The 14,348-nt window shown below is 67.6% G+C and carries 13 protein-coding genes and 1 riboswitch; of the genes, 6 read left to right on the plus strand and 7 right to left on the minus strand.

Annotated features, from left to right (window positions below):
* Both GS4_RS18240 and GS4_RS18245 read right to left on the minus strand, forming a co-directional pair.
* Positions 1-1,416 (minus strand): NAD(P)/FAD-dependent oxidoreductase, encoded by a 1,416-nt coding sequence (locus tag GS4_RS18240; RefSeq protein WP_007623268.1) that lies wholly within the window; start codon positions 1,414-1,416, stop codon positions 1-3.
* The gene (locus tag GS4_RS18245; protein ID WP_007623271.1) at positions 1,413-2,972 is read right to left on the minus strand and encodes an aminobutyraldehyde dehydrogenase; all 1,560 of its coding nucleotides are present in this window, start codon (positions 2,970-2,972) and stop codon (positions 1,413-1,415) included. Before GS4_RS18245 ends, GS4_RS18240 begins: the two co-directional genes overlap by 4 nt.
* 113 nt (positions 2,973-3,085) lie before the next feature.
* Here GS4_RS18245 and GS4_RS18250 point away from each other — a divergent pair, with 113 nt between their 5' ends.
* From GS4_RS18250 to GS4_RS18260, 3 genes are all read left to right on the plus strand, one after another.
* Positions 3,086-3,550, plus strand: a complete 465-nt coding sequence (locus GS4_RS18250) for an Lrp/AsnC family transcriptional regulator (protein WP_007623273.1) — start codon at positions 3,086-3,088, stop codon at positions 3,548-3,550.
* Positions 3,547-4,920: an aspartate aminotransferase family protein gene (locus GS4_RS18255; RefSeq protein WP_007623274.1), complete on the plus strand. Its 1,374-nt coding sequence runs from the start codon at positions 3,547-3,549 to the stop codon at positions 4,918-4,920. Before GS4_RS18250 ends, GS4_RS18255 begins: the two co-directional genes overlap by 4 nt.
* Before the next feature lie 194 nt (positions 4,921-5,114).
* On the plus strand, positions 5,115-6,410 hold the full coding sequence (locus GS4_RS18260; protein ID WP_007623275.1) for a D-alanyl-D-alanine carboxypeptidase family protein: 1,296 nt from the start codon (positions 5,115-5,117) through the stop codon (positions 6,408-6,410).
* A 100-nt stretch (positions 6,411-6,510) separates the two neighbouring features.
* Here GS4_RS18260 and GS4_RS18265 read toward each other — a convergent pair whose 3' ends face one another.
* From GS4_RS18265 to GS4_RS18275, 3 genes are all read right to left on the minus strand, one after another.
* On the minus strand, positions 6,511-7,572 hold the full coding sequence (locus GS4_RS18265; RefSeq protein WP_007623276.1) for a YhjD/YihY/BrkB family envelope integrity protein: 1,062 nt from the start codon (positions 7,570-7,572) through the stop codon (positions 6,511-6,513).
* A 125-nt stretch (positions 7,573-7,697) separates the two neighbouring features.
* Positions 7,698-8,732: a tryptophan--tRNA ligase gene (trpS, locus tag GS4_RS18270; protein ID WP_007623277.1), complete on the minus strand. Its 1,035-nt coding sequence runs from the start codon at positions 8,730-8,732 to the stop codon at positions 7,698-7,700.
* A 57-nt stretch (positions 8,733-8,789) separates the two neighbouring features.
* Entirely contained in the window at positions 8,790-9,629 is an 840-nt protein-coding gene (locus GS4_RS18275) for an exodeoxyribonuclease III (RefSeq protein WP_007623279.1), read from the minus strand.
* A 132-nt stretch (positions 9,630-9,761) separates the two neighbouring features.
* On the opposite strand from GS4_RS18275, the gene GS4_RS18280 reads away from it, so the two are divergent.
* Both GS4_RS18280 and bfr read left to right on the plus strand, forming a co-directional pair.
* A complete protein-coding gene (locus tag GS4_RS18280; RefSeq protein WP_007623281.1) occupies positions 9,762-9,944 on the plus strand; it encodes a (2Fe-2S)-binding protein in 183 nt (60 codons plus the stop codon).
* A gap of 92 nt (positions 9,945-10,036) precedes the next feature.
* On the plus strand, positions 10,037-10,522 hold the full coding sequence (gene bfr / locus GS4_RS18285) for a bacterioferritin (protein WP_007623283.1): 486 nt from the start codon (positions 10,037-10,039) through the stop codon (positions 10,520-10,522).
* Between the two features lie 65 nt (positions 10,523-10,587).
* Here the strand turns inward: bfr and GS4_RS18290 are convergent, their stop codons facing one another.
* Entirely contained in the window at positions 10,588-11,853 is a 1,266-nt protein-coding gene (locus GS4_RS18290) for an MFS transporter (protein ID WP_007623285.1), read from the minus strand.
* A 169-nt stretch (positions 11,854-12,022) separates the two neighbouring features.
* Positions 12,023-12,391: a winged helix-turn-helix transcriptional regulator gene (locus GS4_RS26415; protein WP_007623287.1), complete on the minus strand. Its 369-nt coding sequence runs from the start codon at positions 12,389-12,391 to the stop codon at positions 12,023-12,025.
* A gap of 402 nt (positions 12,392-12,793) precedes the next feature.
* Positions 12,794-12,917: riboswitch (SAM riboswitch) on the plus strand.
* A 62-nt stretch (positions 12,918-12,979) separates the two neighbouring features.
* On the opposite strand from GS4_RS26415, the gene GS4_RS18300 reads away from it, so the two are divergent.
* The gene (locus GS4_RS18300) at positions 12,980-14,320 is read left to right on the plus strand and encodes a bifunctional o-acetylhomoserine/o-acetylserine sulfhydrylase (protein ID WP_007623289.1); all 1,341 of its coding nucleotides are present in this window, start codon (positions 12,980-12,982) and stop codon (positions 14,318-14,320) included.
* Positions 14,321-14,348 lie beyond the last annotated feature (28 nt).

Consider the following 14,348-nt stretch of genomic DNA (forward strand, 5'->3'; position numbering starts at 1 on the left):
TCAGCTGTCGAACCCCAGCCCGATGCGGTCGAGCGTGCTCAGCCACAGACCGCGCCGCCCGTAACGACGTTCGCTGCGAGCGAGTTCTCGTCGCGTCATCGTGATGCCGAACCAGCGCAACGGCTCCGGCGGGAACGGGATGGGCTTCGACCGGACCATCTGGAGACGGGTCCGTTCGGTGTCACGACCGTCGACCAGGTCGAGCGCGGTCTGCGCACCGAAGTAGGAGGCACCCACGCCCAGTCCGGTGAATCCGACGACGCTCACCACCCGGCCGCCGTGCGAGCGGTCCCAGAAGGCACAGAACCGGGAGCAGGTGTCGATGACACCACCCCAGGCGTGATCGGCGCGGATGCCCTCGAGCTGCGGGAACATCTGCAGCAGGTGCTCGCCGAGTACGGCGAACTCCCGGGGCTCGGACTCGTGCTCGGTTCCCGCGCCGGAACCGTAGTGGTACAGCGCATCCCACCCGCCGAACAGGATCCGATCGTCGGCGGTGAGTCGGAAGTAGTGAAACCGCGGCCCGCTGTCGGCGAGACCTTCACGTCCGTCCCATCCGATGGCCGAGCGCTGCGCCGCGGTCAACGGTTCGGTGACGATGGCGTAATCCCACACCGGCACGGTGTAGAGCCGGAGTCGACGGATCAGCGACGGGCTCGCCGACGTCGCCAGCACGACCCGCCGCGCCAGGACCGAGCCGTACCCGGTCATCGCCCGCACACCGTGTACGTCATCGCGGAGTCCGGTGATCTCGGTGTGCTCGTGGATCGTCACCCCGAGCCGCTCGGCCGCGGCCGCGAGTCCCCACGCGAGCTTCGCCGGGTCGAGCATGATGACATCCGGATCGTGGACCGCGGCGGCCACCATCGGCGAGGAGACCCGCGCGCGGGCCTCGTCCTCCGACAACAGGTGCATGTCGAGCCCGAGCCGCCTGCCTTCCGACGAGTATTCCCGCAGTTCGTCGACCTGCCAGTCGAAGTTCGCGATGTCGAGTTCACCGGTGCGCTCGGCATCGGCGTCGATGCCGAGACGCTCCAGCGTCGCCTCGATGGCATCGAGCGTCTCGCGGCCCATCCGGACCAGGTCGGGCAACTCGTCGGCGAACCGATCCAGCCCGTTCGACAGACCGTGGGTGATGCTCGCCGCACAGAAGCCACCGTTGCGGCCCGAGGCGTGTTCGGCGATTCGATCACGTTCGGCCAGAACGACCCGACGTTCGGGATCGGCCTCGGCGGCCTGCACCGCGGTCCACAACCCGGTGAACCCGCCACCGACGACGAGCAGGTCCGCCGCCACCTCGCCCGCGAGTCGCGGTCGCGGTCGCGGGCGTTCGGCACGATCGAGCCAGTACGAGGTCGGACGAGCCTGTGCGACCATCGCGACACCGCGGGGTGTGGGTTCCCCGGCCCAGCTCATGAGGTCACCGCGTCCTCGGCCGGCGACCCCTCGGCCGAGGTGGCACGGTCGGGAACCGTCCCGTCACGTTGTGCGCCATCGGCGAAGACGATGCGCTGCCAGTCCTTGCGCGCGACGCCGGTGATGTCACTCATGACGTGTTTGACGGTCAGGTATTCGTCGAGTGCGTAGGTCGACATGTCCTTGCCGAACCCGGATGCCTTGTAGCCACCGTGCGGCATCTCGTTGACGATCGGGATGTGGTCGTTGATCCACACGCAACCGGCCGCGATCTCCCGGGACGCGCGCTGCGCGCGGAACACGTCTCGCGTCCACGCGGATGCAGCCAGACCGTAGCGGGTGTCGTTGGCCCGGCGGATCGCATCGTCGTCGTCGACGAAGGAGCTGACGGTGAGCACCGGACCGAACACCTCGTCGCGATAGATCTCGGAGTCCTCGGTGACGTCGGCGAGCAGCGTCGGCGCATAGAAGCAACCAGGTCCGTCGGGTGCCGTGCCGCCGGTGACGAGGCGAGCACCGGCCGCCACCGCACGATCGACCATCGCGGCGACCTTCTTCCGATGCGGATGCGAACTGAGCGACCCCATGTCGGTCGAGGGGTCGGTGGGATCGCCCACCGACACCCGCGACATGACCTCGCCGACACCGGCGACGAAGTCGTCGTACAACGACTCCGCCACGATGGCCCTGGTCGCCGCGGTGCAGTCCTGTCCGGCGTTGATCAGCGATCCGGCCACCGCACCGTTGACGGCGGCATCGAGGTCGGCATCGTCGAACACGACGAACGGCGCCTTGCCGCCGAGCTCCAACTGCACACGTCGACCGTGGCGCGCGGCCTGGGACATGACCAGCCGCCCGACGTCAGTGGACCCGGTGAAGGTCACCATGTCGATGTCGGTGTGCCCGGCGAGAGCCGCCCCGACCTCCGCACCGGTACCGACGACGACGTTCAACACACCGTCGGGCAGACCCGCCTCCGTCGCCAGCTCGGCAAGCAGCAGCGTGGTCAGCGGTGTCAGCTCCGACGGCTTGAGGACCACTGCGCACCCGGCGGCCAGCGCGGGCATCACCTTCCACATCGCCATCTGCAGCGGGTAGTTCCACGGAGCGATGGACCCGATTACCCCGACCGGCTCTCGACGGATGGACGATGTGTGGTCGGGCGAGTACTCCGCCGACGCCTTGCCGTCGAGATCGCGGGCGACGCCGGCGTAGAAGTCGACGTGGTCGATGCTGCCGGGGATGTCGAACTCCGCCGCAAGCCGTACGGACCGTCCGCTGTGGGCGACCTCGTCGTCGACGAGGTCGCCGGAACGGCTCTCGAGGAGTCGTGCGAGGGTGCGGAGCACCGCCGACCTCTCGGCGGGAGGCGCTGCGCCCCAGTCACGTTGGCCGATGCGTGCCGATGCCACCGCATCGTCGACGTCGGCGGCCTCACCGAGGAGCATCGCGGAGATCGGGCGGTCGGTCGCAGGGTTCATCAACGTGAAGCCGGGACCCGCGCCGACCCGCGCTCTACCGTTGATCCAACTCGTCGGCACTGTCCTGGTCGCCATACCCGCCGATCGTAACAGCCCTCTGATGCGGATTCCTGACGAATGGAGTGGTCGCAACGACGAATTCCCCGTGGATCCTTGCCTCGAACTCCGGAATCCGTCACGATCAGGGAGTGCCAGACTCCACTCCGCCCCATCTGGACTCGGTGGCCAAGAAGATCATCGAGCACCTGCAGGCCGACGGCCGCAGCTCGTACGCGTCCATCGGCAAGTCCGTCGGGTTGTCCGAAGCTGCTGTGCGCAACCGTGTACAGAAGCTGAGCGACTCCGGGCTGCTCCAGGTCGTCGCGGTGACCGACCCCCTGAAACTCGGCTTCCATCGGCAGGCGCTGATCGGTATCCGCTGCACGGGTGACACCGAGGCGCTCGCCGACCAACTGTCGCAGAGCCCCGAGATCGACTACGTGGTCCTGACGGCCGGCTCCTTCGACATCCTCATCGAAGTGGTGTGCGAGGACGACGATCACCTGCTCCAGATCCTCAACCACAAGGTGCGCGTGCACACCAGCGTGACCGCCACGGAAACCCTCGTCTACCTCAAACTCGTGAAACAACAATACAATTGGGGCACCCGATGACCGCAACCACCGAATCGACCGACCTGGGCGCACGCAGTGCAGCCCACCTCTGGGGACACTTCGCGCGACACGGCGACGCGATCCGGCCGCCGGTGATCGTGCGCGGCGACGGAATGAAGATCTACGACGACCGTGGCCGCGAGTACATCGACGGGCTGGCCGGACTGTTCGTGGTACAGGCCGGCCACGGCCGCGAGGAACTCGCCGACGCCGCTGCCCGGCAGGCAAAGGAGCTGGCCTTCTTCCCGCTCTGGTCGTACGCGACACCGTCGGCGATCGAACTGGCCGAGCGTCTGGCCGCGTACGCACCCGGCGATCTCAACCGCGTCTTCTTCACCACCGGCGGCGGCGAGGCGGTGGAAAGCGCCTGGAAGCTGGCCAAACACTTCTTCAAGCTGACCGGCAAACCCACCAAGCACAAGGTGATCTCACGCGCGGTGGCTTATCACGGGACCCCGCAGGGAGCGCTGGCGATCACCGGGGTGCCGGCGATGAAGTCGATGTTCGAGCCGCTGACCCCCGGCGGCTTCCGTGTGCCGAACACCAACATCTACCGCGCGGCGGACGACCTCGGGGACGACCCGAAGAAGTTCGGGCGCTGGGCTGCGGACCGGATCGCCGAGGCCATCGAGTTCGAGGGGCCCGACACCGTCGCCGCCGTGTTCTTGGAGCCGGTCCAGAACGCGGGCGGGTGCTTCCCGCCCCCACCGGGTTACTTCGAGCGGGTACGAGAGATCTGCGACGAATACGACGTGTTGTTGGTGTCCGACGAGGTGATCTGCGCCTTCGGCCGCATCGGGTCGATGTTCGCCTGCGACGACTTCGGATACGTGCCCGACATCATCACCTGCGCAAAGGGAATGACGTCGGGGTACTCGCCGATCGGCGCGATGATCGCCAGCGATCGCCTGTTCGAGCCGTTCCGCGACGGGACCACAACCTTCCCGCACGGCTACACCTTCGGCGGTCACCCCGTGTCGTCGGCGGTCGCCCTCGCCAACCTCGACATCTTCGAGCGCGAGGGCCTCAACGATCACGTGAAGACCAATGCGAGCATCTTCCGCTCGACACTCGAGCGGCTGCACGACCTGCCGATCGTCGGCGACGTGCGCGGCGAGGGCTACTTCTACGGGATCGAGCTGGTGAAGGACAAGGCCACCAAGGAAACCTTCACCCCGGCCGAGTCCGAGCGCATCCTCCGCGGCTTCCTCTCGTCGGCCCTGTTCGATGCCGGCCTGTACTGCCGCGCCGACGACCGCGGCGATCCGGTCGTGCAGTTGGCCCCGCCACTCATCGCGGGTACCGCCGACTTCGACGCGATGGAACAGATCCTGCGGTCGGTGCTGACGGAGGCGTACTCACTCCTCTGACCGGCTACGCGGGCGGCACCCCACGGGCCTGTAACCCACAGGGCTCCGACCCGCGAGACCTCACCCCACAGAGCCCCGACCCGCCGGGGTCAGTGCGCCGCCACCGCGCCTCATGCCGTCCCGGTCGGAGCCGGTTGGTTAAGGCCCGCGCTCATCGGCGAACACCGGCCGGTGGCGCTGGTAGATTCCCTGCGGTGAGCCATCACTCACCGCGTTCGGGGGCGCGTGTCATCACGGCGATCCTGGTCACGGTCATCATCGGCGCCCTGGCGGGCATCGGCGCAGCACCGACGCATGCGGCGCCGGTCCCCACGCCTGCCACCGACCACTGTCCGCACAAGGTGGGCACGCCTCCGCCGGTCGACACCTCCGAGGTCGTCGCGCCCGGCTCGACCACCCCACCCCCGCTGCCCGTCCCCGAGTCTCCCCGCGGCGGCAGCCGACTGGCCGGATGCGGCGTGGTCCACGATCCCGCCGCCGGCGCACTCCCCCGTGATCTCACGTCGTCGGGATGGCTGATCGCCGACCTCGACTCCGGTGACGTGATCGCGGCGAAGGATCCACACGGTCGCTACCGACCGGCCTCGACCATCAAGGTGCTGCTGGCACTGGTCGCCATCGACGAACTCGAACTCGACACGACTGTCGAGGCCACCGATGAGGACTGGATGGCCGAGGGTGACTCGTGCGGGATGGGACCGCGCGGAAAGTACACCAACCGCCAGCTGCTCACGGGGCTGATCGTGGTGTCCGGCAACGACTGTGCGACCGCCCTCGCCCGAGAACTCGGCGGCCGCGAGCAGACGCTGGCGAAGATGAACACCAAGGCGCGCGAACTGGGCGCCCTCGACACGCGGGCCGCCAGTCCCTCCGGTCTCGATGCACCCGGGATGTCGTCGTCCCCCTACGATCTCGCCGTGATCTTCCGCGCGGCGATGCGCGACGACCTCTTCCGCGAGCTCATCGCGTTGCCGACCTATCGGTTCCCCGGCTACCCGCGTCGGCTCGACGTCCCTGAGGACAAGGACCATCCCGCGTACCTGATGCAGACGTCGAATCACATGCTGCTGGACGGATATCCGGGCATGATCGGCGGCAAGACCGGTTACACCGACGACGCTCGCAAGACCTTCGTCGGCGCCGTTCAGCGCGACGGTCGGACCCTTGTCATCGTGCAGATGTTCGGTCTCACCTACGAGGGAAACTCCTATTGGGACCAGGCTGCGCGGATGATCGACTACGGGTTCCACAGCCCGGCCGGGACCCGGGTCGGCTCGCTGGACACCGACTCGGGTGACGCTGCCGCCGCGCGCCAGGACACCGGCGACACCGTCGCACCGACCACGAATCCCGCTGCCGCGCAACGTGCGTCGACACACAGCGACACAGGCCCGTCGAGCTGGCCGATGCGACTGCTCGTCGGCCTCGGACTCACGGTGATCGCCCTGATCCTGCTGTCGGTGGGACTGGGCCGCTTCTCGCGTCGGTGACCCGACAGCCAGTGATTTGACGAGGAGTGACTGCGTAGCGGCGACCCTACGGCTGCGACCTCGCGCCGACTTGCGCTGCCCGGAGCGACGGTCCGTGAGGTCAGCGCCGGAGCAACCAGGCCAGGATCGCGCTGAGCGCAGCTCCGAATCCGGCGGCAGCGGCCAGGGTGGCCGGCTTGGGCACGGGATGCACGTCGTAGGCGGGGGCGATGGTGACCGGCCCGCGCTCGATGTCGCCGTCGGTCTCCTCGATCACCTGATACTCGGCGTTGAGCGGGTCGGTGGCGCACCACGCACTGGCGTACAGCACGATCCGGGATGCGAGGTAGGCGAACACCATGATGCCGATGATGGGACCGAAGGCGATGCCTGCCGGGCTACCGAGCACCGACTTCAGGTAGATGCCACCGACTGTCTTGACGATCTCGAAGGCGATCGCCACGACGAGTCCGGCCTTCAGGGTGTTGCGGTACGGCAGCGGCACCAGCGGGAGTCGGGCCAGCACGAAGGTGAAGAGCAACCACGACGCCAGCACCGAGACCAGGATCGACACGATCCGGATCAGGATCGGTGCCCACGACGCGTCGTCGAGCCCGACCCACGACAGCAACCGGTGCACGAGTCCGCTGTTGCCGAGGGCGGTGAGCCCCAACGTGACCGCGAACGCGAGCCCCAGGACCAAGAAGGTGACCAGGTCCCAGACCTTGGACATGACGGCGTTGCGCTCGACCCGGCCGCCGTACATCTCGGTGAATCCGACACGCACACCCGAGATCCAACCGATACCGGTGAACGCGGCACCGAGAAGACCGACGATGCCGACCGCGGTGCGCGAGTCGATGGCCGAGTCGATCAGATCGTCGATCTGCGTGTCGAGTCCCTCGGGCATCGCCTTGACCACCGCGTCCTTGAGCTGCGCGATCAGGTCGGGCTGGTTGGCCAGCACGAAGGCGGCCAACGCGAAGATCACCATCACGATCGGAACCAACGCGAGGATGCCGTTGAAGCTGATCGCAGCGGCATAGACGTTGCCACGGCGATCGTTGTAGCGCTGCACCGTGTTCATGAGGTGATCCAGCCACGGCCACCGCTGTCTGGCGTCGGCGAACCGGGCGGTGCCCTCGTCCACGGTCTTCTTCGCCGAATCGATCGCGGAACTCATCGGTGCCGTCTCCCGTCGGATCAGGTGGTCCAGTCTCGCTTCAGGTCCCAGTCTCGCTTCAAGTCCGGGTCTCGCTTCGGGTCCCGGTCACCTCGGGTCCCGGGCTCGTCCCGCTCCTGATCTCCTCAGGCTGGGGCCAGGAACCCGACTCTGTCATACACCGTCGCCAACGTCGCGGCGGCGACGCCACGCGCCCGTTCGGCACCGGCGGCGAGGATCGAGTCGATGTAGCCGGGGTCCTCGGTCAGTTCGGCGACCCGACCTCGCAGCGGGGTCACGAACTCGGTCAGCACCTCGGCGGTGTCGACCTTGAGATCGCCATACCCCTTTCCGGCGTAGGCGGAAACCAACTCGTCCACCTGGACGCCGCGCAGAGCGGCCTGGATCGTGAGCAGATTGCTGACGCCCGGCTTCTCGACCGGGTCGAAGATGATCGCGCGACCGGTGTCGGTGACGGCGGATCGGATCTTCTTGGCCGACCGTTTCGGCTCGTCGAGAAGGTTGATCAGGCCGCTGTCGGAGGCCGCCGACTTGCTCATCTTCGCTGTCGGGTTCTGGAGGTCGTAGATCTTGGCGAACTCCTTCACGATGTGCGGCTGCGGCACCGTGAACGTCGCGCCGAAGCGGGTGTTGAAGCGTTGCGCGAGGTCGCGGGTCAGCTCGAGATGCTGCCGCTGGTCTTCGCCGACGGGCACCCGGTCGATCTCGAAGGCGAGGATGTCGGCGGCCATCAGGATCGGATAGGTGAACAATCCGACGCCAGCGGCGTCGGTGCCCTGCCGCGCCGACTTGTCCTTGAACTGCGTCATCCGGCTGGCCTCACCGAAACCGGTGATGCAGGACAGGACCCAGGTCAGCTGTGCGATCTCGGGGACGTGCGACTGGACGTAGATCGTCGCGCGCTCGGGATCCACCCCGACCGCCAGCAACTGGGCCACACTGCGTCGGGTCCGCTCGCGTAGCTCCTTCGGCTCGTACGACACCGTGATCGCATGCATGTCGGGGATGAAGTAGAACGCGTCGAAATCGTCCTGCAGGTCGACCCACTGCCGCACCGCGCCGAGGTAGTTGCCGAGGTGGAACGAATTGCTGGTGGGCTGGATGCCCGACAGGACCCGGCTGCGCTGTGCGCCACCCGTGCCCGGAACGTCACTGCTCATCGGATCAGTCTCTCAGACAACCGGTGCCACCCGACGTCAGCGTCGGTGCGTCGATGATCACCCGTAGACGACGGTGACCGGCGCGTGATCGGACCAGCGCAGATCGTAGGCGTCTGCGCGATCGACGTAGGCACGCGTCGCCTGCTCGGCCAACCGCCGGTTGGCCAGCTGGTAGTCGATGCGCCATCCGGAGTCGTTGTCGAAGGCCTTGCCGCGCCAGGACCACCAGCTGTAGGGACCGGACTGGTCGGGGTGCAGATCGCGGACCACGTCCGACCAGCCTCGTGACCTCAGCAGATCGTCGACCCACTCGCGCTCGTGCGGTAGGAAGCCCGGACTCTTCCGGTTGCCCTTCCAGTTCTTGATGTCGGCCTCGGCGGGCGCGATGTTCCAGTCGCCGCCGACCGCGACCGCGCGTCGGCGTCGGGCGAGGGTGGTCAGATGATCGCCGAACTCGTCGAGGAAGCGCTTCTTCTCGGCGAACTTCGCGACGTCTTTGGGGTCGTCGGTCTCGGCGGCACCCTTGGGGAGGTAGAGGCTGGCCGCCGTCACCTGCCGGCCGTCGATGTCGAAGTCTGCTTCGAGATAGCGGCCGGCGCCGTCGAACTCGGCGCTGCCGAAGCCCACACGGTGCGCAGTCGCCGCCTGCCGGCTGAGGATCCCGACTCCGGCGTGGCCCTTGACGACCGACTCGGTCATCACGAGATGCCAGCCGTCGTCGAGAACCGGCGCGAGGGCGTCGCGCGCCTGGTCCTCGTCGGCCCGGATCTCCTGGAGCAGCACGATGTCGGCCTCGGCGCCGGCCAACCAGGGCACCAGCCCCCGGTTGGTGGATGAGCGATGTTTGACGGCGGCTCGGATCCCGTTCACGTTCACGGTGGTGATGGCGAAGGACACGGTTGGTCATCATAGGGGCGCCTGCCGACACGATCAGCTGCCGTCATCGGGTCGCGGCGGAGGTTAGCCAACCCTTGCACATCGGCAGACGTTTATGTAACCCTTACCTAATCGTTTTGATGAGGTGAAGCCATGTTCGTCTGTATCTGCCGCGCGGTGACCGAGGCCGAGGTGCACCAGCACTTCGACGACGGCGCCGAGACGCCGGATGCGATCGGCGAACGCTGTGGCGCTGGCGAAGGATGCGGCACCTGCATCGAGCGACTCTGCGAGATCATCACCGAGAGGACCAGTACCGCCACGACCGCTGCCTGACCGACACGACCGAAGAACCACCTCACGCCAAACCCGGCGCGGGGTCATTTCTGCGTGTTACGGTTCGCCGCAGCGGCGAACGGAGGTCTGGCATGCGCGGCGACGACGAAGTGATCGCACTCCTCAACGATCAGCTCACCAGCGAGCTGACGGCGATCAATCAGTACTTCCTGCACTCGAAGATGCAGGCGAACTGGGGACTGACCGAGCTGGCGGCCAAGAGCCGCGCCGAGTCGATCGAGGAGATGACCCACGCGGAGATCCTCACCGACCGAATCCTCTTCCTGGAGGGCCTGCCGAACTACCAGAAGCTGCTCCCCCTGCGGATCGGTCAGACGCTGCGCGAGCAGTTCGAATCCGATCTGGCCATCGAGGTCGAGGTCGTCGAACGCCTCCGCCCCGGGATCGCGTTGTGCCGCAGCAAGGGCGACATCACCTCGGCGAAGCTGTTCGAGACCATCCTGGCCGACGAGGAACACCACATCGACTACCTCGAGACACAGCTGGAGCTGATCGATCGTCTGGGAGAACAGCTCTACACCGCGCAGCTGGTCGCGCGCCCGCCGGACGTCGAGTGACCTGACACCCCGCGATTTCGTAGAAGGAGTTCCCGGTTTCCGGGAACTCCTTCTACGTTTTCGGGCTAGGCGGCGCGTCGACGGCGGGTGACCACCGCGACGCCGAGTACGACGATCCCGCCGAGGGCGAGACCCGCACCCAGCAGCGAGGGGGCCGAATAGCCGTAACCGGCGGCGATCACCACACCGCCCAGCCAGGCCCCGGTGGCGTTCGCGGCGTTGAGAGCCGAGTGGTTCAGCGCGGCTGCCAGGGTCTGGGCGTCCTCGGCGACGTCCATCAGTCGGGTCTGCAACGCCGGCACCAGCGCGGTACCGGTGACGCCGACGACAAAGGTGAGTGCCAGTGCGGCCCACAGGCTTCCGACGAGCACCGAGAAGGCGGCCAGGGTGATCGCCGTCGCAGTGAGGGCACCGAGGATGGCTCCGCCCACGCTGCGGTCTGCGGCAGCGCCACCGACGAGAGCACCGACCACCATACCGATCCCGAAGAGCATCAACGCGATCGGCACGACGGACACCGATGCGCCGCTGAGCGAGGTGAGCGCCGTGTTGAGGTAGGTGTAGAACGCGAACATCCCGCCGCCGCCGACGACACCGATGAGCAGGGTGAGCAGCACCTGTGGGCGGGTGAGTGCCCCGAGCTCGGTGACCGGGTTGGTCACCCGCATGTCGGCGAGCGCCGGGAGACTGCGGAACAGCGCGCCGATGGTCAGCACTCCGATGACGACCACCAGCGCGAAGGCGATCCGCCATCCGAAGGTCTCGCCCAGCATCGTCGCGACCGGCACGCCCGCGACATTGGCGACCGAGAGACCGAGCATCACCTGCCCGACCGCCTTTGCCCGGCCGCGGGGCCCGGCCAGATGCGCCGCGACCAATGCGGCGACACCGAAGTAGGCACCGTGCGGCAGTCCGGCGACGAACCGCGCCGCCATCAGCCAGCCATACGTCGGGGCGAACACGGTGGCGAGGTTGCCGACGGTGAACGCGACCATCAGTCCGATCAGTAGGGTGCGTCGCGACATCCGTGCGGTGAGTGCCGCGATGAGCGGGGCGCCGACCACGACGCCCAGGGCATACGCGCTGATGACGTGGCCCGCCGTGGGTTCGGTGATGCGCAGGGTGTCGGCGATGTTGGGCAGCAGGCCCATCGCCACGAACTCGGTGGTGCCGATGCCGAAGCCGCCCAGCCCGAGCGCGATGATCGCGCGGCGACGGACCCGACCCGACACCGGCGCCCCCGGCGATGTCGAGGCAGCGTCGGGTGTCGCCGACGTGTGGATCCGGGACTCGGTGGCGGTCAGGTCACTGGGGGCAGGGCTCGAGGACACCTGCTCCTCAACCGGTCCAACTCCCGCTCCCTTCCCGGATGTACCGGTGACTTCGTTCACAGGCGATCACCGAGGTGAAGGCCCCGGCGGGCGTTTCTCGGGAGGCGTCGGCCGGGCCCCGGTCGGTGTCGGCGCCGCCCGGGGCGGACGAATTGCCGGTCGACGAGGCTCAGTCGCCGGTGGCGTGCCGTTGCCCCCAGGTACGCCGGGTGGCGAGCGCCGGGAAGAGGTCGCGCCCGGCGTCGGTGAGCACGTACTCATGGCGCAGTGGGCGCTCTCGATAGGGAGTCCGCTCGAGGACGCCCGCGTCCTCGAGTTTGCGCAGTCGTGAGGTGAGGACCTGGCGCGGCGCGCCGGTGCGATCGCGGATGCCTTCGCATCGGTGCGCTCCCCGGCGACCTCGCGGACCACGAGCAACGACCAGCGGTCGCCGACCACCGCGAGCGCATCCGCGATCGAACAGATACGTGTGCGGTCGGCGTCGAACCGGTCGAACCGTTGTCCGATCAGCAGTAATAGAGGAACGATCCGATGCCATTCGTCACCGTCGGCTCCGAGAACGACCATCCCGTCGACATCCACTTCACCGATCGCGGCTCCGGCCGACCACTGGTGCTCATCCACGGCTTCCCACTCGACGGCGCGTCCTGGGAGCCGCAGGAGCTGGCCCCCGCCCGGCATCGGCATCACCCATGCCGAGATCGTGACCCCCGCGCTACTGGACTTCGTGGCCGGATAGCCGGCACCACCACCGGGCGTACCGAACAGGGCCGGTTCGGCGGTCGTCATGCGACGACCGCCGAGTCGGCCCCGACGTGTCCCGACACACGGCGCGGAGACCGCCGCGAAACGCCGTCCTACCGTGTCGCGCACAAGGTTCCGATCGGTCGGATCAGGAGGGTTCCCAGTCGTTTGAACCCGTGTTATATCCTTGTCGCCAGGTCATGAGTGTCAGCGTCAAGCCCCGGCTTGCTGAACGGCAACCCTCCAACCGCGGTGGGGTGCTCCGGGTGATGACCAGGTTGTGGGGGTGCGTTCGCGTTCCTCCCCGGCAAGCGCGGGTCCGAAGGTCGGGCCCCAGATCCAGGGATGTCGTCCCTGCCGACCGAGAAAGTGATCAATCGTCATGTCTGACGCAAGCACCGACGGGACCACCGAAGCCAATCCAGTAGATCTCTGGAGCTTCGAGACCAAGCAGATCCACGCCGGCCAGAACGCCGACACCGCGACCAACGCGCGTGCGCTGCCCGTGTACCAGACCACGTCGTACGTCTTCAACGACACGCAACACGCGGCCGACCTCTTCGGCCTCGCCGAGCCCGGCAACATCTACACCCGGATCATGAACCCGACGCAGGATGCCGTCGAGCAGCGCATCGCTGCCCTCGAGGGCGGTGTCGCCGCACTCCTGGTCGCGTCGGGGCAGGCCGCCGAGACCTACGCGATCCTCAACATCGTCGAGACCGGTGGTCACGTGGTGTCGAGCCCCCGCCTCTACGGCGGCACGTTCAACCTCTTCCACTACACCCTGCCGAAGCTCGGCATCGAGGTCTCGTTCGTCGAGGACCCCGAGAGCCCCGAGTCGTGGCAGGCCGCGACCAAGGAGAACACCCGCGCGTTCTTCGGTGAGACGATCTCGAACCCGAACAACGAGATCCTCGACATCAAGGGCATCTCCGAGGTCGCGCACCGCAACGGTGTGCCGCTGATCGTCGACAACACGGTCGCGACCCCCTATCTGATCAGTCCGCTCGCCCACGGTGCCGACATCGTCGTGCATTCGGCCACCAAGTACATCGGTGGCCACGGCACCGCCATCGGCGGCGTCATCGTCGACGGCGGGACCTTCGACTGGCGCGTGCAGCGCGACGGCAAGGACCTGTTCCCCGGCTTCACCACCGCGGACCCCAGCTACCACGGGGCGGTCTTCGCCGACCTCGGTGCGCCGGCGTTCGCGCTCAAGGCGCGGGTGCAGTGGCTGCGTGACACCGGTGCAGCCATCTCGCCGTTCAACGCGTTCCTGCTCTCGCAGGGACTCGAGACGCTGAGCCTGCGCATCGAACGCCACGTCGCCAATGCACAGCGCGTCGCGGCCTTCCTCGAGAGCCACTCGCTGGTCGAGTCGGTCGCCTACGCGGGGCTCAAGTCCTCGCCGTGGTACACCCGCGGTCAGGAACTGGCGCCCAAGGGCCAGGGCGCGATCGTCGCCTTCGAGATCACCGGTGGCGTCGACGCGGGCAAGCGCTTCGTCGATGCACTGACCCTGCACAGCCACGTCGCCAACATCGGCGACGTGCGATCGCTGGTCATCCATCCCGCGTCGACCACCCACAGCCAGCTCACCCCGGAGGAGCAGCTGGCCGCGGGCGTCACCCCGGGGCTGGTCCGTCTCGCGGTCGGCATCGAGGGCATCGAGGACATCCTCGCCGACCTGGAGCAGGGCTTCGCCGCTGCCGGGACGGCCTAGGGAGTACGAGGTACACACGCGTGAGTGA

Origin of the sequence: Gordonia soli NBRC 108243, from assembly GCF_000334455.1 — a bacterium.
GTDB lineage: Bacteria > Actinomycetota > Actinomycetes > Mycobacteriales > Mycobacteriaceae > Gordonia > Gordonia soli.